12 protein-coding genes, 1 tRNA gene and 2 pseudogenes are annotated in these 19883 nt (G+C 68.7%); 9 read left to right on the forward strand and 6 right to left on the reverse strand.

Translation table 11 applies throughout. The features are described 5' to 3' along the window. Positions 1 to 7 precede the first annotated feature (7 nt). A complete protein-coding gene (locus ACF1BN_RS23585; RefSeq protein ID WP_392333570.1) occupies positions 8 to 805 on the reverse strand; it encodes a hypothetical protein in 798 nt (265 codons plus the stop codon). A gap of 173 nt (positions 806 to 978) precedes the next feature. Between ACF1BN_RS23585 and ACF1BN_RS23590 the strand changes: the two genes are divergently transcribed. Next, positions 979 to 1812 carry a Yip1 family protein gene (locus ACF1BN_RS23590; protein ID WP_392333571.1) on the forward strand — a complete coding sequence of 278 codons (834 nt, stop codon included), beginning with the start codon at positions 979 to 981 and terminating at the stop codon, positions 1810 to 1812. Between the two features lie 86 nt (positions 1813 to 1898). On the opposite strand, the gene ACF1BN_RS23595 is transcribed toward ACF1BN_RS23590, so the two are convergent. Both ACF1BN_RS23595 and dcd read right to left on the reverse strand, forming a co-directional pair. Further along, a complete protein-coding gene (locus tag ACF1BN_RS23595; protein WP_024755952.1) occupies positions 1899 to 2396 on the reverse strand; it encodes a phosphoribosyltransferase in 498 nt (165 codons plus the stop codon). A gap of 14 nt (positions 2397 to 2410) precedes the next feature. After that, the gene (dcd, locus tag ACF1BN_RS23600) at positions 2411 to 2986 is read right to left on the reverse strand and encodes a dCTP deaminase (protein ID WP_362104232.1); all 576 of its coding nucleotides are present in this window, start codon (positions 2984 to 2986) and stop codon (positions 2411 to 2413) included. A gap of 409 nt (positions 2987 to 3395) precedes the next feature. On the opposite strand from dcd, the gene ACF1BN_RS23605 reads away from it, so the two are divergent. From ACF1BN_RS23605 to ACF1BN_RS23615, 3 genes are all read left to right on the forward strand, one after another. Further along, positions 3396 to 3466: transfer RNA gene (locus tag ACF1BN_RS23605), tRNA-Gly, on the forward strand. A 223-nt stretch (positions 3467 to 3689) separates the two neighbouring features. Continuing rightward, positions 3690 to 4430 (forward strand): hypothetical protein, encoded by a 741-nt coding sequence (locus ACF1BN_RS23610; RefSeq protein ID WP_392333572.1) that lies wholly within the window; start codon positions 3690 to 3692, stop codon positions 4428 to 4430. Positions 4431 to 4476: 46 nt separating this feature from the next. Continuing rightward, positions 4477 to 4974, forward strand: a complete 498-nt coding sequence (locus ACF1BN_RS23615) for a hypothetical protein (RefSeq protein WP_392333573.1) — start codon at positions 4477 to 4479, stop codon at positions 4972 to 4974. Between the two features lie 140 nt (positions 4975 to 5114). Here the strand turns inward: ACF1BN_RS23615 and ACF1BN_RS23620 are convergent, their stop codons facing one another. After that, the gene (locus tag ACF1BN_RS23620; protein ID WP_392333574.1) at positions 5115 to 6281 is read right to left on the reverse strand and encodes a helix-turn-helix domain-containing protein; all 1167 of its coding nucleotides are present in this window, start codon (positions 6279 to 6281) and stop codon (positions 5115 to 5117) included. Between ACF1BN_RS23620 and ACF1BN_RS23625 the strand changes: the two genes are divergently transcribed. The 4 genes and pseudogenes from ACF1BN_RS23625 to alaS all read left to right on the forward strand — a co-directional run bounded on the left by ACF1BN_RS23625 (position 6163) and on the right by alaS (position 10560). Further along, positions 6163 to 6465 carry a hypothetical protein gene (locus ACF1BN_RS23625; RefSeq protein ID WP_392333617.1) on the forward strand — a complete coding sequence of 101 codons (303 nt, stop codon included), beginning with the start codon at positions 6163 to 6165 and terminating at the stop codon, positions 6463 to 6465. The two genes, ACF1BN_RS23620 and ACF1BN_RS23625, sit on opposite strands and share 119 nt — an antisense overlap. Further along, the gene (locus ACF1BN_RS23630; protein ID WP_392333575.1) at positions 6462 to 7013 is read left to right on the forward strand and encodes an orotate phosphoribosyltransferase; all 552 of its coding nucleotides are present in this window, start codon (positions 6462 to 6464) and stop codon (positions 7011 to 7013) included. The genes ACF1BN_RS23625 and ACF1BN_RS23630 overlap by 4 nt, the downstream gene beginning before the upstream one ends. Continuing rightward, a complete protein-coding gene (locus ACF1BN_RS23635) occupies positions 7010 to 7651 on the forward strand; it encodes an HAD family hydrolase (protein WP_392333576.1) in 642 nt (213 codons plus the stop codon). Before ACF1BN_RS23630 ends, ACF1BN_RS23635 begins: the two co-directional genes overlap by 4 nt. Before the next feature lie 254 nt (positions 7652 to 7905). After that, positions 7906 to 10560 (forward strand): annotated as a pseudogene (gene alaS, locus ACF1BN_RS23640) (alanine--tRNA ligase). A 45-nt stretch (positions 10561 to 10605) separates the two neighbouring features. On the opposite strand, the gene ACF1BN_RS23645 reads toward alaS, so the two are convergent. Then, on the reverse strand, positions 10606 to 11190 hold the full coding sequence (locus ACF1BN_RS23645) for a GNAT family N-acetyltransferase (RefSeq protein WP_392333614.1): 585 nt from the start codon (positions 11188 to 11190) through the stop codon (positions 10606 to 10608). Positions 11191 to 11439: 249 nt separating this feature from the next. Next, positions 11440 to 11865, reverse strand: a pseudogene (locus tag ACF1BN_RS23650) (tetratricopeptide repeat protein); the annotation flags it as partial. A gap of 698 nt (positions 11866 to 12563) precedes the next feature. On the opposite strand from ACF1BN_RS23650, the gene ACF1BN_RS23655 reads away from it, so the two are divergent. Further along, complete coding sequence (locus ACF1BN_RS23655; protein WP_392333577.1) at positions 12564 to 19838, forward strand: DNRLRE domain-containing protein; 7275 nt, start codon at positions 12564 to 12566, stop codon at positions 19836 to 19838. The last annotated feature ends 45 nt before the right edge of the window (positions 19839 to 19883 follow it).

Genomic DNA, 19883 nt, shown 5'->3' on the forward strand with positions numbered 1-19883 from the left:
CTGTGCTCTACCGCTTCACGGGCTTCTGGGCGTGGTGAGTGGCGACGAGCCCGCCCTTCAGGTCGTAGACCCAGCTGTTGCCGCCCCGCTGCGGGGTGTCCACGACGACGAAGAGGTACCGGTGCTTGCCGGGCTGCACGGCCAGCTTGTACGTCCAGCCGCGGTGCCCGCCGGTGAGGTGCTTCGGGTCGACGGTGGCGACCCGCTTGCCGTCGGCGCGCGCGACCTCGACGCGGGGCCCCTTGACGGCGCGCCCGTTCACGGTGTGCCCGTTGACGGCGTGCTCGGTGAAGGTGGCGACGGTGCCGTCGGCGAGCCTGGCCTGCGCCTTCCGGTGCTTCGGGGCGGGCTTGGGGGCGGGCTTGGGGGCTGGCTTGGGGGCGGGCTTCGGGTGGGGGGCCGGCTCAGGCTTCGGCTTCGGCTCGGGCTTCGGCTCGGGGGTGGGCACGGGCGGGGGGACCTCCTCCTTCCAGGAGCTCACGGTCCCGTCGGGCTGGAGCACGATGTGGAGCCCGTTGTTCTCCGCGTACGCGGGCCGCCCTCCCGTACTGGCCAGACTGCCGATCAGCACCCCGTCCCGGCCCACGACGTCGGCGCTGTACGAACCCTCGCCGGTCTGCCGCACCAGGGCGGTGGACCCGTCGGCCAGCGGCCAGTCGGAGACGGAGCCGTGCTCCTCCTGTCCCGCGACCGGCTGCGGCGCGTCCTCGGCGAAGGCGGCGGCGGCCGGGAGGAGGAGGGCGACCGAGGTGCCGGTGGCGACGGCGACGGTGCGGAGGACGCGGGTACGGCGGTTGAGAAGCATGGAGAACTCCAGAGGGGTTTCGCTGCTGACCCCACCGAAGCTACGGACCACATATTGAGGTGATACGTCCGTTTTGTAACAACGACCGCGCGATCGGCCGGCGACCCCTAGGGGATGTCACAGCTCGGCACCGAAGGAGCGGGTCCGCCGCTCGAACGGGTACGTTCAATGACGTGGCTGGATTCAGGAACGGACGCGGCCGGGACAACCGCCCCCCGCAACAGCATCGACCGCAGCAGGCGCCGTACGGGCACAACGCGACGCCCCCGCAGGCGTACCCGCAGCAGCAGTGGCAGCAACAGCCGCCGCAGCAGCAGCCGTACGGGCAGCCCGAGTACTTCGGCGACCCGCACGCGCAGCACCCCCACGCGGCGACGGCGAACAACCCGGGCCACACCCAGATGTTCAGCGTCGACGACCCCTACGGCCCGCAGGGCGGCTACCAGGCTCCCCCGGCCCCCGTCGGCCCGCGCCTCGGCTGGAAGCCCCTGCTGAGCGGCATCGTGCTGCGCCCGGCGGACACCTTCCTCCGCATGCGCGACCACGCGGTCTGGGGCCCGGCGCTGATCGTCACCTTCCTCTACGGACTCCTGGCGATCTTCGGCTTCGACCAGGCCCGCGAGGAGGTGCTGAACGCGACGCTGTCCACGACCATCCCGTACGTCCTCATGACCGGCGTCGGCTTCGTCGTCGGCGGCCTGATCCTGGGCGCGGTCACCCACACGCTCGCGCGCCAGCTCGGCGGCGACGGCGCGTGGCAGCCGACGATCGGCCTCTCCATGCTGATCATGTCCCTCACGGACGCCCCCCGCCTCCTCTTCGCCCTCTTCCTGGGCGGCGAGAACGGCCTGGTGCAGGTCATCGGCTGGGCCACCTGGCTCGCCGCCGGCTTCCTCTTCACCCTGATGGTCAGCCGCTCCCACGACCTCCCCTGGCCCAAGGCGCTCGGCGCCTCGGCGATCCAGCTGGCGGCCCTCCTGAGCCTGATCAAGCTGGGCACGCTGTAACCGAAGGCCGGGCACGCCGCAAGAGCCCCCTGATACGCGAAGGAGCCCCCTGTCAGGGGGCTCCTTCGCGTATCAGGGGGTGGGGCTCAGGCGTCGAGGACCTGACCCTCGCGCTTCACCACGGGCGGCTCGACCGACCACGGGAAGTTGATCCACTCGTCCGTCTTCTTCCAGACGTACTCGCACTTCACGAGGGAGTGGGACTTCTCGTAGATCACGGCGGAGCGGACCTCGGCGACGTGGTCGACGCAGAAGTCGTGGACGAGCTTGAGCGTCTTGCCGGTGTCGGCGACGTCGTCCGTGATCAGGACCTTCTTGTCGGAGAAGTCGATCGCGTCCGGGACCGGCGCCAGCATGACCGGCATCTCCAGGGTGGTCCCCACACCCGTGTAGAACTCCACGTTCACGAGGTGGATGTTCTTGCAGTCGAGCGCGTAGGCCAGACCGCCGGCCACGAAGACGCCGCCGCGGGCGATGGAGAGGACGATGTCGGGCTCGTAGCCGTCGTCGGCGATGGTCTGCGCCAGCTCGCGGACGGCGGTCCCGAAGCCCTCGTACGTCAGGTTCTCGCGTACTTCACTCATGTCCGGCTACCGCCTCACACCTGGGTCCGATGGAAGTTCATGTACGAGCGGGAGGCCGTCGGCCCGCGCTGCCCCTGGTACCGGGAGCCGTACCGCTCGCTGCCGTACGGGAACTCGGCGGGCGAGCTCAGCCGGAACATGCACAGCTGCCCGATCTTCATCCCCGGCCACAGCTTGATGGGGAGGGTCGCGAGGTTCGACAGCTCCAGCGTCACGTGCCCCGAGAAGCCCGGGTCGATGAACCCGGCCGTCGAGTGCGTGACGAGCCCGAGCCGCCCGAGGGAACTCTTCCCCTCCAGGCGCGACGCGATGTCGTCCGGCAGGGTGATGACCTCGTAGGTCGAGGCGAGCACGAACTCGCCCGGATGCAGGATGAACGCCTCGTCGCCCTCCGGCTCCACCTCGCGCGTCAGATCGAGCTGCTCGGTGGCGGGGTCGATGTGGGGGTAGCGGTGGTTCTCGAACACCCGGAAGAAGCGGTCGAGACGCACGTCGATGCTGGACGGCTGCACCATGGATTCGTCGTACGGGTCGATGCGAACCCGCCCGGCATCGATCTCGGCCCGGATGTCCTTGTCTGAGAGAAGCACGCCCCCACGATACGCAGAGGGCGCGGACCTCCCCAATCGGGACCGGCCCACGCCCTGCTCACCCGCCCAGGTCAGCGCTGCTGAGCCTCCACCGGCACCGCGTGCCTCAACCGCGCGCACCGGGGACACCGGATGAGCCGCCCGGGCCCGATCCGCCCGGCACCGAGCTGCTGAAGCGGAAACGAGGCGGTACTGAACACGTGCCCTTCGGCACAGCGGACGACGGTGCGCTCCACGGAACCCATCAAGTCCCTTCCCCTACACACATGCTGAACGAGACAGCCACATTAGGGGATCAACGGGACACCCTCCACGCGGCACTCCGACGCACGGAAGAGAGCCGAACTACGCCACCAGTGGCGCATGGGGTACAGTGTGCAACGATGCGACCGGCTCATCCGGCCGCAATGCGGATGTAGTTTAATGGTAGAACATGAGCTTCCCAAGCTTATAGCGCGGGTTCGATTCCCGTCATCCGCTCTTCCACGAAGGCCCTGGTCAGAGACCAGGGCCTTCGTCGTTGTCTAGACCTCTTGGGGGCTGCCGTGCCCTCCGCGTGCCCCATCTCACGGGGATGCCCAGCTCGGAGGGCACGCGGCGCACCGTCTCGCACCACCTGCGCCGAAACGGCTGCCGAGAGGATGACCACCGGTCTCGGGAATCGCCCCATCCGAGGCCGGCCGCGTGGCTAGCGTGTGGCCTTATGACCGACGCCGCACCCTCCGGGGCGGACCTCCTGACGCATCTGAACCGTCTGGAGTTACGTTTCGACTCGTCCGCTTCCCTGGTCGCATCCGATGCCCACGACGATCCCGCAACGCTGGAATGGCACTGCCGCGCCGTCCTGCCCCTGTGGGAGCCGGACGACGAGGAGACCGAGGCCGCCAATGCGCGGCTCCTGGCCCCTGGCGTATCGCTGGCCCAGTCGTCCCACGACGAGGGCCAAGAGCTGACGATCCTCTCGATGTCCGGTCTCACGGTGGACCTGTGGCGCATCGGAAGCATCTCCGTGTCGCTGGACGCGCGCGACGCCGACTACGCGCACTTCATGCCGCTCTTCGAGAAGGCGGGAGAACTCGGTCTGCACCCCGACCTGGAGGAGGGCCTGGTAAGCGGTGACCAGGTCGTCATCATCGACCGGGTTCGGATCGCGCAGGCGTGGCGCGGGTTGGGCGGGGTCGGCCGGTTGTTGATCGGCCGGCTGCTCCGCTGGGTGGCCGGCCAAGCGGCGCTCGTGGCGACACATCCGTACCCGATCGACATCCCTGTCGACGAACGGGAGGACACGGCCCGGGAAGCGCGGGAGAAGGCTGTGGTGCAACGCACGTGGCGATCCTTGGGGTTCGGGCCCTTCCGTGAGGACGTATGGGTGATGCAGCCGCATCTGAGCGCCCATGGAGACGCCGTCGAGCGCCTGGAGACCGCATTCACTCAGCACCTCTGAGCCCACCCGCACGGCCACACCAGAAGAGAGGACGAACAGGACCGCAATGCGCGAGTTCACCAACCACAGGGCGCGATCCACACTCAACGCTCTTTGCCGCTTCTACCTGGAGACCCAGGACTTCTCAGAAGCGCATCCCGGGGCAACACTGGACGACTTCGAGCGGCACCTGCGTCAGCAGATCGACGACTTGAAGGCGGAGCTGGAAACCGGCGAAGCAGCGGCTGAGACCGCCGTCGTCACCAAGGCCCTGTCGGGACCTCTCGCGGACCCCGAACGCCAGCGTGCGTTCCGTCTGCAGCAGGAATCGGAGCCACCTGCAACGGGCCCCGAGAGGGAAGCCTGGTGGAAACAGCGCAGGGCTGTGATGGCCGAGATCAAGCAGCAAGGGCTGACGGAAGCCCTGGACTGGGAGTGCCGCGATTGCGGCGCCCCGATCGGAGTAGCCTGCAGGACGGCTGGCGGCAGGCCCAAGAAGGAGCCGCACTTCCTCCGGGCCACGGACGCCCAAACCCCTTACAAGCACGCGTACGGCCTGCGCTGAAAGCCGGGGCTAAGGCCGGGACATTAAGCGGCGTCCCCGCGCACAGATCCCATGTCCGGGTCTGTCGGCAATGGAACTCGCAGAACGCTGGCAACCGCTGGGGAAGGGAGCGGCGCAGCCCTCCCCTCCCCAGCGACTCGTCAGACGAGCCTCAGCACAGGGCGACTGTCGGGCATCCCCAACAGCTCACGCACCCTCGCCGGCTTCCAAGCAAGTTCCGCAGCAAGCGCGCGGATCGTCAATCCAGTGTCCTGTTCCGCCAGCTCGAATGCCTTGCGAAGCATCACCGGCTGTTCCCCGGGGTAACCGCGGACCGATTCCGGAGCGAAGCCCGGCTGGCCGCTGAGGCCCCGGAGCCGCTGGTATGCGCGGCTGATCGTCGCGTCTGAGACGAGCCCGAGTTCCCGATACCGGTAAATGAGCGAACTCACTGACACGCCCCAGGTCTGGGACAGGCCAGCCAGCTGCGCCAGGTCCACCCGCCGCGACAGCAGAGGGAGGATCGATTTCTGAGGGGTGAGGAACTCTGCGGCAAAAGCATCTGCCTCCCGTTCCAGACGGCTGTCACCGGTGGCACCTGCATGGAGGACCAGGTGCCCAAGCTCGTGGGCCGCGCTGAAGCGATATCGGTAGACATCATCAGCGCGATTGGGGGTGAGCACGACGACAGGACGCAGTAGGCCGGAACTGGAGAAGGCGTCGACCTTGGATGCCGCCTCGTCGGCCTCTACAGGTGCCACCACGATGAGGCCGTGTGACTCCATCCGGCGTGCCAGATGGCGCACCGGTCCATCGCCCAGTCCCCAGTGGCGCCGTAGCGCTCGTGCAGCGCCCACCGGATCGTCAGGTAGATCGACCCCGGGGTACACCTCGCCCCCTGTGAAGCCTGGAAGGTTCACGGGTGGAAGCTGCACCCGCTTCTCAAGGGCATGAGTGAGTTCCCATACCTGCTCGACGAAGCCGAGGGCTCGCTCTCGCTGGGCCCCGGAAGTGGAACGCAGAGCCCGGAAGTGCGCCATGGAGGTATCGACCTTGCCCATCGGCCGGCCAGCGACGAAGAACTGAATCGGCACGTCCAGCACTTCAGCGAGCCGAGGAATCAGCTCAGGGCGAGGGCGGCTGGTGCCCGCCTCGTACTGGCCTACAGCGGCCGCAGACACACCAATGCCGTCTGCGACCTCGCGCTTCGTGAGCCCGGCGAGACGCCGCGCCTGTGTCAGTCGGGGCGCGTGGAAGCCGTCCCAGACCGCTCTCGGCGACGTACCGCCCAGGCTTGTCCCTGGGAGTAGTGGTTGCTCAATCTTCATTCGCCCTGTACCGATCCTCCTCGCCGGGCCGACTGCCCTGCGGCTGCTCGCCTTCCTGCGCGAGGAGAAGTGGCTGTACGAGACCCCGACCCGGCCCCTCGGCTTCCTCCGCGCCGTCGAGACCGCCGACGCCTTCCGCGACCACCTCGCCACGCTCCACCACACCTCGATCGGAGGAGCATGACCACCCACACCCGGCTGACCGACCTCACCCTCCGGCTCGCCGAAACCGCCCTCGTCTCTGCCCCCTTCCACCTTGCCGACGGCGCGAGACTCGACAGCTACTTCGACGAGTACCGCCTGGCCTCCGACCCCGAGCTCCTGCGTGACACCGCCACCGCCATGGCGGACCTCGTCCCTGACGAGGCCGAGCTGCTCGCGGGCATCGAGCTCGGCGGAGTCCCCCTCGTCGTCGCCTTGTCCGCCGCCACCGGCCTGCCCGCCGTCTTCCTGCGCCGCCGGCCGAAGGGGTACGGCTCGTGCCGGCAGATCGAAGGCGCGCCCTTCACCGGCCGCAGGACCGTCCTCGTCGACGACGTGGTCCGATCCGGCGGACAGCTGCTCGCCATGGCCCGCATCCTGCGGATGGCCGGCACCCCGGTCACCGACGCGCTCTGCGTCCTGGAGCGCCCGCTCGGCGGACGCGCCCTGCTGGCCGAGCACAACCTCACCCTCCACACCGTCCTCACCGAGGCCGACCTGCCTACACCTCGGAAGGACGGGGCCGAGTGAAGCGGGCCGTGCTGTTCGACCTCGACGGTGTCCTCGTCGACAGCCACCACGCCCAGCTCGCCACCCTGGCGGGCTTCGCGACCTCCGCACTCGGCCGCCGCGTCGCCATCGCCGACCCTCCATCATGGGCCGCGACCAGCCCGCGCGAGCACGTCCTCGCCGAACTCGGCCACGTGGGAACGATCGACCAGGACAGCTGGGACGCGGCCACGGCCACCGCCATCCTCACCGCCGAGCCGTTCCCGCTCGTCGCAGCCGCCCTCTCCGAGCTCCGGGCAGCAGGCGCCGCCACCGGCCTCGTGACCCTGCGGAATCGCCGCCGGGTCGACTGGCTCCTGCCGCCCGACGTCCTCGACCTGATCGATGTCGTCGTCTGCTACGAGGACGCGGCGCCGAAGCCCGCCCCGGACGGCCTCCTGCTCGCCCTCGACAAACTCGGCGTGGCGCCCGACCACGCCGTGTTCGTCGGCGACATGCCGTCCGACATGCACGCGGCCCGAGCGGCTGGCGTCACCCCGATCGGCGCCGGATGGGGCTTCTCCAGCCCGACGGCGCTCACCCGGGCCGGCGCCAGCATCGTCCTGCCCCAGACCGCCCACCTCGCCGACGCGCTCCTGTCCTTGATCTCGTTGGAGTGACAGGACGGGAAAACCTCGGCGATCTTGACTGCCGACCCGCTAGCGTGGGTGGTGCAGTCGCAGCGGACCGTTGCGTCCGGTGTCGGCTGCGCCACCTCAAGCAACGGATCTGGAGTCATGGTCTACACCGTGGGGGCGCGAGCTATCTGCGTCGAGCTGGAGAACTGAGAACCCCTCAGTCCCTGTTCTCGGCCCGGCTCGGCGTGTGATCGACCCCCATCTCTCCACGACTCTTCCGTGAGGGCCACACCACCATGCGCTCGACGCAGATCCGCTCCACCTTCCTGGACTTCTTCACCTCGCGCGGTCACCGCCAGGTCCCGTCCAGCCCGCTCATCCCGTCCGATCCGACGCTGCTGCTCGCCAACGCCGGCATGAACCAGTTCAAGCCGTACTTCCTCGGCGAGGTCACCCCGGACTTCCCGCGCGCCACCACCATCCAGAAGTGCGCCCGCACCTCCGACATCGACAACGTCGGCCGGACGAACCGGCACGCCACGTTCTTCGAGATGATGGGCAACTTCTCCTTCGGCGACTACTTCAAGGCCGACGCCATCGCCTTCGCCTAGGAACTCCTCACCCAGGGATACCAGCTGGAGAAGGACCGCCTCTGGATCACCGTCTACCAGGACGACGACGAGGCCGAACAGCTCTGGCGCAAGATCGGCGTCCCCGCCGAGCGCATCCAGCGCCTGGGCATGGAGGACAACTTCTGGTCCATGGGAGTCCCCGGCCCCTGCGGCCCCTGCTCGGAGGTCAACTACGACCGGGGGCCCGCCTTTGGCCGCGAGGGCGGTCCGGCCGTCGACGGCGAGCGGTACGTGGAGATCTGGAACCTCGTTTTCATGCAGTACCAGCGCGGCGAGGGCGACGGGAAGGGCGACTTCCCGATCCTCGGGGACCTCGCCCAGCAGAGCATCGACACCGGTCTCGGCCTCGACCGCCTGGCCGCGATCCTCCAGGACGTCGAGAACGTCTGCGGCACGGACCTGCTCCGTCCCACCCTCACCACGGTCCAGGAACTCGCTGGCCGCGAGTACCCCGGCAGCGGTGAGGAGAAGGTCTCGTTCCAGGTCGTCGCCGAGCACGCCCGCTCGATCGCGTACCTGATCGCCGACGGCGTCCTGCCCGCCAAGGACGGTCGCGGGTACGTCCTGCGCCGCCTGATGCGGCGCGCGATCCGTCACGCCCGCCTTCTCGGCATCGACCAGCCCGTCCTCGCCCCGACCACAGCCAGCGTCATCGGCAACCTCGGCGACGTCTGGCCCGAGCTGACCGCCCAGGCCGCCCTCATCGAGCAGGTTGTCACCGCCGAAGAGGAGTCCTTCACCCGCACCCTCGCCCAGGGCACCCGCCTCCTCAGCGCCGCGATCACCCGCAGCCGCGACAACCGGTCCACGACCTTGACCGGCGAGACCGCTTTCGAGCTACACGACACCTTCGGCTTTCCGGTCGAGCTGACCATCGAAGCCGCCCGCGACGCCGGGCTGACCGTCGACGAGGACCGCTTCGCCGACCTGCTCACCGAACAGCAGCGCCGCGCCAAGGCCGGCGGCAAGGCCAAGACCGCCGAGACCCTCCGCCGTCAGGACGCCTACCGCGAACTGTCCGCCCGCCACGGCCGTACGGACTTCGTCGGCTACGACCGCCTCGACGCCGAGGCCACCGTCCTCGGTCTCATCTCCGACGGTACGGTCGTGCCCCACGTCGCCGAGGGAAGCACCGTCGAACTGGTCCTGGACCGGAGCCCCTTCTACGCCGAGGCCGGCGGCCAGGTAGGCGACACGGGCACCATCCGCACCGCCGACGGCACGCTCCTGGAGGTCCTGGACACCAAGCCGGGTCTGGAGGGCTTCCACGTCCACACGGTCCGCGTCGCCGAAGGCGAGATCCGCACCGGAGAGCAGGTCGAGGCCCTGGTAAACGGCGCCCGCCGCGATGCCGTCGCCCGCTCCCACTCCGCCACCCACGTCCTGCACGCCATGCTCCGCCGCACCCTCGGCGACCACGCCCGCCAGCACGGCTCGCTCGTTGACGCGGGCCGCCTCCGCTTCGACTTCGCCCACTTCTCCGCCGTCGACCGCACCCAGCTCGCCGCCATCGAGACCCTCGTCAACAACAGCCTCCTCGCCGACCCCGAGGTCCGCGTCTGGCACGCCTCGCGCGCCGAAGCCGAGGCCGCCGGGGCAACCGCCCTCTTCGGCGAGAAGTACGGCGAACACGTCCGCATCGTCGACATCGGCGACTTCTCCCGCGAACTCTGCGGCGGCACCCACATCGGCCACGGCTCCAACGGCGGCCCCGTCCGCATCGTCGGCGAAGCCTCCATCGGCTCCAACCTCCGCCGCATCGAAGCCCTCACCGGCCGAGACGCCCTTGACTACTACGACACCGAACGCCGCCTCCTCGAAGAACTCTCCACCCTCCTCGGCACCCGTCCCCAAGACGCCCCCGACGCCCTCCGCAAGCTCCTCGACACCCTCGCCACCGCCGAACGGGAACTCGCCCGCCTCCGCGAGACCGAGCTGCGCGACCACGCCCGACGCCTCGCCACCTCCGCCAGGACAGTCACCGGCGGCCGGGTCGTCACCGAGAGGGTGACGGGCCTCAGCCCCGACGAGCTCCGCACCCTGGCCCACCGAACCGCCGACCACCTCAACAGCGATCAGGCGGTCGTCGTCCTGGGCACCGAACACAACGGCAAGGCTCTCCTGGCCGCCGCCATCACCCACAGCCTCCACGCCACCGGCACCGACGCCAGCCACATCCTCATCCCGGCAGCCCGCACGGTCGGCGGCGGAACCGGCGGCAAGGGCCCGCTTGCCAGCGCTGGCGGACGCCGCGTGGAGGCTCTGGACGAAGCCCTCACGATCGCCGCGCGTGAGGCCGGCCGCGCGCTCGGCCAGTAGCCACTCAGAGGGCCGGTGCCGCCACACGCAGCACCGGCCATCCGGTCACCGCCCCTGCCCACCCGGCGCAAGGTCCTTCATGAGCACGACACTCTCGTAGTTGGTCACACCCCACCGCCAGGACCCGACCGGCGCATAACCACGCCTGCGATACCAACCGACCAGGTCCACCGCCTCAGCCGACGTATCAATCACCACCTGCTCCGAACCGAGCGCACTGATGCGTTCTTCCGCCAAGGCGAGCAGTCGCTGCCCGAGTCCCCATTCGCGGCACTCTGGATCCACCGCCAGCTGCCAGAACGCTCCCGCCCCCACCGGAGCTGGATACTCCTCAGGTGCCTCGTACGGCGCTGCCAGCGTCACCGTGCCCACGACTGCCCCGGCCCTCAGCGCGAGCCAACACTCACCCTTGCCGAGCCTGTGCGCCGTGTCCTCCTCCGACTGGTACGAGGCAAAGAAGGTTCGCCCTTCAGCCGCATGAGCGGAATAGGCACGGTGCAGCAGCCGCGTCAGCTGCACAACGGAATCGCCCTCGCCCCACTGCCGAAGCACGACCGCACCACGACTGCCGAGCTCGCTTGCCCTGCTCAGTGGTGATCCATCCACACGATCGAGTATCAGCTGGAGCAAGGAGTGTCGCCTGCGGAGGCAGCGGAAGAACCGGAACCTCTGCCGATCGACGGCACGGGCCAAGACGCGGCGCTGCGGTCGGGCTACACGAACGCTGCTGGCGCGCTGAGAAGGGGCTTCAGATCGGCCACGGCCGCGCCCGCCGATCCCCGGACTGTCAGAGCGTCCGGGTAGCGGCCCGTGAAGAGGCGCACCAGTTGATCTAGGGCACCGGCTTGGCCAAGCGATTGCTGACGGCTGCGCCTCCACTGCCTGGTGATAGTGGTCCAGAGCGGGGCGAAACTTGCCCAGGTGGCGGTGGGCCGCGCCGAGGAGCTGGAGCGCCATGCCCTCGACACGGCGGTCTTCTTCGCGGCTCTCCGTCGCCGGAGCGGCCCGCAAGCGTTGCAAGGCCTCTTCGGGGCGGTCCCGTCGCAGGTGAGCCTCGCCGAGGTTCAAGGGAAACGCCTTGATCCAGTGGGAGCCGGTGACGAGGGACAGGGCGGGTTTTAGGGGGCCGAGCGGCTCGCCGGTCCTATGCGGAGGAGCAGTACGGCGAGGTTGTTCCGGGCGGCGCACTCGCTGCCGGCGTCGGCGGCGCTCAGCAGCGAGCCAGTGCGTGGCTCTGGTGGAGTTCCGCGTCGTCGACTGGTCCGCGTGAAGAAGGGCGGTGCCGAGGAGGACCAGGGAGAACATCTCGGCGTCGTGGTCGTCGCAGCCGCGTGTTGCCGCGACGCCGATGCCGACGGCCTCGATCCGTCGGCGCGGTGGCCGCGCAGAGAAAGGGCTCACGGGGCGCAGGGAAGCCGCCAGGCAGCCCACGGGCTGCCGTGGTGCATCGGGTAGCGGACAGCCCGGGCGCGCGTATCGGCCTCACCGAATGCGGTGCCCCCGCCGCCTGCAGCGCCAGCACGCCCGGCGGTAGATGGAGGGTGAGCGGGTGAGCGGGCGCCCTGCCACTGGCGGTCCTGAATCGCGCGCTTGCCCGGCTGGCAGCGGGCCCCTCATGAGAAGAGGGGGACTGCTTCTCGGCGACCCAGTGTTGGGCACGCCGAGCACGATTGCGGCACGTTTCCCGTACAGAAAGCGGATTTGATCACTACTCATCCACATCTGATCGATATTCGATTTCGATAAGTTCCCTCCGATCACCTGTTGGTGACAAGTGATGCGGAGGAATGAACAGGATGAGACGACGGACGACCGCTCTGCGTGAGCGGCATCCGCTGCCGTCACCTGGCCGGATAAGGCGAATAGCCCTGGCCACGGCGTTGGTGATGACGTTTGGGCTGATGGAAGGGATGGCGGCCGCGGAGCCGCCGCGGGCCGCCCCTGCCGAGGAACCGCAGATCAAGGGTCCTGCAGAGGCCGAGGATTCTGCTTCAGCGTTGCTGATGGCACGGCTGCAGGACCGGCGGATCGAGGTGACGGGGGAGCGGACCGAGTCGACGACGAGCTGGGCGAATCCGGACGGCTCGATGTCGCTGGAGTCGTACACGGGCCCGGTCCGGTTTAAGGACAACAACGGCACGTGGCGCACGGTCGATGCGAGCCTGGTCGACGTGCCGGACGGCGGGGTCCATGCGGTGGCCCACCCCCTGGATCTGACGCTGGCCGGCGAGTCGTCGGCGGCGGAGGTCGCAAAGATTGAGGAATCGGGCGGGGAGCCGGGCGAGAAGACGACGCCGGCCGTGCCTCTTGTATCCCTCGACAGCGGCGAGGGTCACGAGATGACTCTCTCGTGGCATGGTGCTCTCCCCGATCCTGTCGTGGAGGGAACCGAGGCCCGGTACCCGGGTGTCACGACCGGCACCGACATGGTGATCGAGTCGACGCGTACCGGCTTCGAGCAATTCCTGGAGCTGAAGGACCGCAGCGCCGTCGACGCCAACGGCTCGGTGACGATGACGCTCCAGGCCAAGGGACTGACGGTCAAGGCCAACGCCGACCGCTCGGTGACGTTCCTGGACAAGGAGACCGGCAAGGAGGCAGGTGTCCTGCCTGCGCCGGTGATGTGGGACGCGGCGGTCGACCCGAACACCGGCGAACATGAGAATAGGGCCGATGTCGGGCTGGCGGTCACGCAGAACGGTGACACTGTCGACCTGACGCTGACGCCAGACGCGGCCTTCCTCGCCGACCCGGCGCGACAGTTCCCGGTGACGGTCGACCCTGCCGTGAACATCGGGGTGAGCTTCGACACGTTCGTGCAGCAGGGCTACACGACCGACATGTCGACGTCGACGGAACTGAAGATCGGCAACAACGGCACCGATCAAATCGCGCGTTCTTTCCTGCACTTCCCCATGGCGCAGATCACGGGTAAGCAGATCCTGAGCGCGAACCTGAACCTGTGGAACTACCACTCGTGGTCCTGCACACCGAGCAGCTGGGAAGTGTGGGACACCCCGCACGCCTCGACCGCAAGCCGGTGGACCAGCCAGCCAAACTGGAACACCAAGTGGGCCACCACGACCGCGACGAAGGGCTTCTCCTCGTCGTGCGCGGACGGCTGGGTCTCACAAAACATCACGAGCCTCGCCGCCGCCTGGGCCGCCAACGGCAACAGCAGCAACGCCATGGGCATCAAGGCGACCGACGAGTCCGACCCGTACTCGTGGAAGCGCTTCAACTCCGGTAACGCCGCCTCCAACACGCCGTACGTCTCGGTCACGTACAACACCAAGCCGGGCCCGGCGACGCCGCTGTCCCCGCTGACCGGCGCGGCGACGAACGACACCACGCCGACCCTGTCAGGCAAGGCGGTCGATGCCGACGGCAACACCGTCCAGCTGAAGTTCGAGATATGGAAGTCGGACGGCACGGCTGCCCTGCAGACCGGCAGCTCGACGTTCGTGGCCTCCGGCGCAACGGCGACCTGGACGCCCGGAACAGCGCTGGCGCAAGGCTCGTACAAGTGGCGGGCCGCGGTCTACGACGGCCAGCACTGGAACGGTACGTGGTCGGCGTGGCAGACCTTCACGGTCGACACCACCAAGCCCGGCGCGCCGTTCGTCTCCTCGACTGACTACCCGCAGGACAACCTGTGGCACGGCGGCGGTGGGACACCGGGCAAGTTCACCTTCACCCCGGCGTCGGGCACCACGGATCTGTCCGGGTACATCTACTCGCTGGACGGCGCCGCCGCGGTGACCGTCGCCGCGACCGGCACGACCACAGTGTCCATCACCCCGCCTGCCGACGGTCACCGCATCTTGCGGGTCCAGACCAAGGACAAGGCCGGCAACGTCTCCACGGCGGTGGCGTACGACTTCCTGGTCGGCCAGGGCGCGATGCTCCAGCCGGCCGAAGGAGCGGTCAGCGCCCGCCGGGTGAAGATCGCGGTCGACGCGCAGCCGAAGTACACGCAGGTCACCTACCAGTGGCGTCGTGGTCCGGGCGCGAGCGTCTACAACATCCCGCTCGCCAACCTGACCAAGCAGGACAACACCCCGATCACCACGGTCAAGACGCCGTTGTCGCAGATCGGTGAGTACGCGAACTGGTCGGTCCTGGAGACCCTCGGCCAGATCGGCGGTGTCGTCGAGGTCCGTGCCACTCTGTACACGGACAACGCCGCGGATGCCGCGTACATCAGTGAGTGGCGCGGCTTCACGGTCGACCCGAACGCCGACGGCGCCGCTTCGGATGATGTCGGCCCCGGCTCGGTCAACCTGCTGAACGGTGACTACTCGGTCAACGTGACGGACGCCGACGAGTTCGGTCTGTCGTCGTCTCGTACAGCCTCTTCTCGGGGCACGGAGCGCGGCTGGATGCCGCAGGGCGAGCGCCTGACCGTCAACCAGCAGGACGTCTCCACCGACACGGCCGGTTTCACCGCCACCACCGCTGCCCTGAGCCGGGTCACCAACCTCGGCCAGGACGGGTCTCCTGACTCGCTCAAGCTCCTGCCGATCGGCAGCACGGTAGGGGACACCTTCGCCTCTGTGGGCGGCGATGGAGGTGCCCTGCGTCTTGGCATGAAACCGGGCAAGACCTACCGGTTCTCCGCCTGGGCCTACGTACCGTCGGCCACTGGCCTGTCCCCGCAGTTCTCGCGTGGTCTGAGCCTGTATGCCGGGGTCACGACCCCGTCGGGCACGGTCGCGAAGGTTTCCCGGAGGGTGCCGTACACCGACGCATGGGCCGAGCTGACGCTCGACGTCACGGTCCCGAAGGATGCCACGGCGGCTTTCCTTCGCGTGTACAACGGCTTTGTCGCAGACTCGGGCAAGGCCGTCTATTTCGACCACCTGTCCCTGCGTGAGCTGGTCGCCCCGTTCGGTCCGCAGTGGGCCGGCGGCGCCGCGGGCGGCGTCACGGACAACGAGCTGCACGCGCTGACCTTCCCGGGCAAGGACGTCGCGGTCATCACCGGCTACGACGACTCGACCATCACCTTCGCGAAGAGCTCGGACGGCACGTTCAGCCCCGAGCCCGGCTCTGAGGGACTGGTCCTCGCCGCGTCCGGCGCCGACTACGTCCTCACCGATGACGACGGCACGATCACCCGCTTCAAGAAGCAGACCGGCTCGGACATCCACGTCGTGGACTCCGTCTCCGGTACGGACGCGGCGTCGACCAGCCGGTACGTGTATGACACGACCGACGGCCGGTCCCTCGTCAAGCGCGTCATCGGCGAGGCCGAGCCGGGCGTGGACGACACCGGCCAGTGCACGGGTGCCGTCCCGGCACGTGGCTGTGAGGTGCTGGAGTACGTCTACGCGACGGCGACCACCGCCACGGCGACCGTGCCCGGTGACGTCGTCGACCGGGTGAAGGCCGTGAAGGTCTGGTCGTGGGACCCGGTTGCGGGTGCGGTGAACGCCGTCGACGTGGCCGCCTACCGTTACGACGCGCTCGGCAGGCTCGTGGAGGCGTGGGATCCGCGTAAGGGTTCGGCCGCGGACACAGCGGTCTTCAAGACGGTGTACTCGTACGACGCCGGGAACCGTCTCACGAAGATCGACACCGCGGGTGAGCTGCCGTGGATGTTCGACTACGGCAAGGCCGGGGCCGACCAGGACCCGGGTCGCCTGCTCAAGGTCCGCCGACCGGCTCTCAAGCCGGGCAGCAAGGACGTCGTCGAGGGCGAGACCGCCTCGACCGTCGTCTACGAGGTTCCGCTGACCAAGGCGGCCGGCGGTCCGTACGACCTCGACGGCGTGAGCGCCGCGAAGTGGGGTCAGGCGGACGTGCCGACGGACGCAACCGCCGTCTTCGACGTCGAGTCCACCCCGGCCGTGAACACGGCCACCACCACCGTCCCCGGTAAGGACGGCTACCAGCAGGCGGTTGTCCACTACCTGAACGCCTCGGCGCAGGAGGTGAACACCGCCACCTGGTCCCCGACGGGCGCCGGTGACATCGACACGGCCGAGTTCGACCGCTTCGGGAACACCGTCCGCACCCTCGATGCCACCGGCCGCCTCCTGGCGCTCGGTCTCGGCGAGAACGTGGACGAGAAGGTCGTCGAGCTGGAGCTGCCGGACGACTCCGCGGCCCGTGCCGCGCTGCTCGACTCCCGCAGCGTCTTCAGCCGCGACGGCCAGGACCTCCTGGAGGAGACCGGTCCGGTCTTCCGTGCACTGCTCGACGAGGCGGTGCCGGCGCAGGCAGATCCGCCGATGCCCGCGCTCGCTGCCGGATCCTCGGTGGTCGCGCGCGAGCACACCGTGCATCGGTACGACGAGGGCAAGCCGGACGGGGCGGCCTACCACCTGGAGACCACCACCCTCGACGGTGCCCGCATCGAGGGGTACACGAACGACGTCGAGGTCCGGGTCACCAAGACCGGCTACGGCACCCCGATCGGCGGCACCTCCGGGTGGACCCTGCGCACCGAGACCTCGGTGACCACGGACGCCGTGACCGGCGGCGCCAACCTGACCGCGACCATCAAGTACGACGCGGCCGGCCGCGCGGTCGAGTCCCGCAGGCCGGGCTCGAACGGCGTCGACACCGGGACGGTCAAGACCGTGTTCTACACGGCCGGTGCCAACCCGGACGACGCCGCCTGCGGCAACCGCCCCGAATGGGCCGGCAACCCGTGCGCCACGCTCCCCGGCGGCAAGGCCACCGGCGCGGACACCACCCGCATGCCGGACACACTGCCGGTCAAGCGCGTCACCCGCTATTCCCGCTTCGGCGAAGTCGAGGAGACCACCGAGACCAACGCGGGCGAGACCCGCACGTCGACCACCGTCTACGACGCGGCCGACCGGATCGTCTCCACGAAGATCACCGGCGATCTCGGCGAGGACCTCCCCGAGGTCACCACCGAGTACGACCCGGTAACCGGTAACTCGGTCAAGACCACGGCCAGCGGCAAGACCATCAGCCGGACCTTCGACGCGCTCGACCGCCTGCTGTCCTACACGGACGCCGACGGCGGCACGACCACGACCGAGTTCGACAAGTTCGGCAAGCCGGTCAAGGTCAGCGACAACACCGGCTCCACCACCTACACCTACGACCGCACGCAGGAACCGCGCGGCATGGTCACCTCCGTGACCGATGCCGTCGCCGGCACCTTCACCGCGAAGTACGGCCCCGACGGCCAACTGGTCGAGCAGACCTACCCCGGCGGCTACGTCCGCAAGGACACCTACAACGCGAGCGGCGCCGCCACCGGCCGCACGTACACCCGGGTCTCCGACGGTGAGATCGTCTACGGCCAGCACCTGGACATGACGACCCAGGGTGCCGTCGCCGCCGACTCCAACTCCACCGACAGCAAGGAGTACACCTACGACCGTCTCGGCCGGCTGACCAAGGCCGCCCAGACCACCATCGCCGGCTGCACCACCCGAACCTACGCCTTCGACGAGGCTGGCCGCAGCATCGCCGGCCGCATGAACCGCACTTCCAAGACGGTGTACGCCGCTGCCGAGGACGGTTCCTGCACGTCCACCGGCGGCACGGTCACGACCAGTTCGTACGACAGCGCCGACCGGCTCCTGACCGCCGGCTACACGTACGACGCCTTCGGACGCACCACGGCCACCGGCACCGGCTCGGTCAACACCTACTGGGACAACGACCTCGTCGCTTCCCAGACGAAGGGCGACACCCGCCAGTCCTGGTCCCTCGACCCGGCCCACCGCTTCACCGCCTTCACCACCGAGGTGAAGCAGCCGGACGGCACCTGGGCCAACTCAACCAGCAAGCTGAACCATTACGGGGACGACTCCGACGAGCCCCGCTGGATCATCGAGGACACCACCCAGGGCACCCTCACCCGCAACGTCTCCGGCCCGGACGGCGACCTGTCCGCCACCACGTCCGCGACCGGCGACGTGGAACTGCAGTTCGTCAACCTGCATGACGACGTCGCCGTCACCCTCGACACCGCGATGACCGCGCCGAAGGTCCTCACCTTCGACGAGTTCGGCGTTCCGGCCGAGGGCCAGGCCACCCAGCGCTACGGCTGGCTCGGCGCCAAGCAGCGCTCCTCCGAGGCGCTCGACGACGTCATCCTCATGGGAGCCCGCCTCTACGCCCCCGCGCTCGGCCGCTTCCTCCAGGTCGACCCGCAGCCCGGAGGCAACGCCAACCCGTACGACTACTGCAGCGGCGACCCCGTCAACTGCACGGACCTCGACGGGAACTGGGGCTTCAGTTTCAAGAAGATGTTCAAGCGTGTCGCCCGCGTCGCGGAGATCGCCTCGTACATCCCCGGCCCCATCGGCAACGTCGCCTCCGCCGTCGGCGCCCTCTCGTACGCCGCCACTGGCAACTGGCGCAAGGCCGCGGAGATGAGCGTCGGCGTCGCCTTCGGCTCGGCCGGCCGCCTCGCCGTCAGAGGCTTCAAATCGGCACGCGCACTCCGCAAGGCAGGCCGCGTCAAGCGGTACTACTCACGTGCCAAGCGCGCCTTCCGGCGTTCACGGTGCAACTCCTTCACGCCGGACACGGCCGTACTGATGGCTGACGGATCGTATCTGCCGATCGCCGCCCTCCAGGTCGGGGACTACGTCGAGGCGACGGACCCTCTGACAGGGGAGACATCGGCCGAGCCCGTGCTCGACGTGATCACCGGATTCGGCCTGAAGCGGATCATCGAGGTCGATACGGACTTCAACGCGTCGACACCGCCGATCCAGGCCACGGCTGAACACCCCTTCTGGGTCGAGGGCAGGGGTTGGACCACGGCAGCCGATATCAAGAAGGGAGATCGGCTCAAGTCGCCGACCGGGGAATCCGCGCCGGTCACGGAGGTGCGCAACCTCGGCGAAATCCCGGACCAGCTCGTCTTCAACCTTACGGTTGCCGACCTGCACACCTTCACCGTGAAGGTGGGAAGTGTCGGGACCCTGGTCCACAACGCCAACGGTGAATGCAGGATTCCCAAGCGGATGCGAAACGGCGATGGAATCTTCATGCCGGGCAAGTACGCCCGAATGGGAATCCTTGCTCCGAGCAGCGCGCAGCGTTTCCGTATAGCAACGCGGCGGGCTGTCAATGCCATCGGAAACCGATTCGGCTGCCACCGCTGCGGGACGAAGTCGCCCGGCGCGAAGAACTGGATCCCTGACCACTGGCCGGCGAACGCGGTTCTCAAAAAGCTTGGACTCCTGAACAAGCGCCGCCAGCTCCTTCTCCCTCACTGCCTCGCCTGTTCCAATATTCAGAGGAACGCGATGAGCGCACATGCAAGGAGGCGCTAGCGCCACCGAGTAATGAACGATAAGCTGCCCCGGCACCCCATGTCG

It is taken from the genome of Streptomyces sp. NPDC014861 (genome assembly GCF_043081625.1).
In the GTDB taxonomy this organism is placed as follows: domain Bacteria; phylum Actinomycetota; class Actinomycetes; order Streptomycetales; family Streptomycetaceae; genus Streptomyces.

Coding starts and splice junctions, on each gene's coding strand:
- ACF1BN_RS23610 (WP_392333572.1), top strand. CDS start 3,690: ATGACCGACGCCGCACCCTCCGGGGCGGACCTCCTGACGCATCTGAAC.
- ACF1BN_RS23615 (WP_392333573.1), top strand. CDS start 4,477: ATGCGCGAGTTCACCAACCACAGGGCGCGATCCACACTCAACGCTCTT.
- ACF1BN_RS23620 (WP_392333574.1), bottom strand. CDS start 6,281: ATGAAGATTGAGCAACCACTACTCCCAGGGACAAGCCTGGGCGGTACG.
- ACF1BN_RS23655 (WP_392333577.1), top strand. CDS start 12,564: ATGGCACGGCTGCAGGACCGGCGGATCGAGGTGACGGGGGAGCGGACC.
- ACF1BN_RS23585 (WP_392333570.1), bottom strand. CDS start 805: ATGCTTCTCAACCGCCGTACCCGCGTCCTCCGCACCGTCGCCGTCGCC.
- ACF1BN_RS23595 (WP_024755952.1), bottom strand. CDS start 2,396: ATGAGTGAAGTACGCGAGAACCTGACGTACGAGGGCTTCGGGACCGCC.
- ACF1BN_RS23630 (WP_392333575.1), top strand. CDS start 6,462: ATGACCACCCACACCCGGCTGACCGACCTCACCCTCCGGCTCGCCGAA.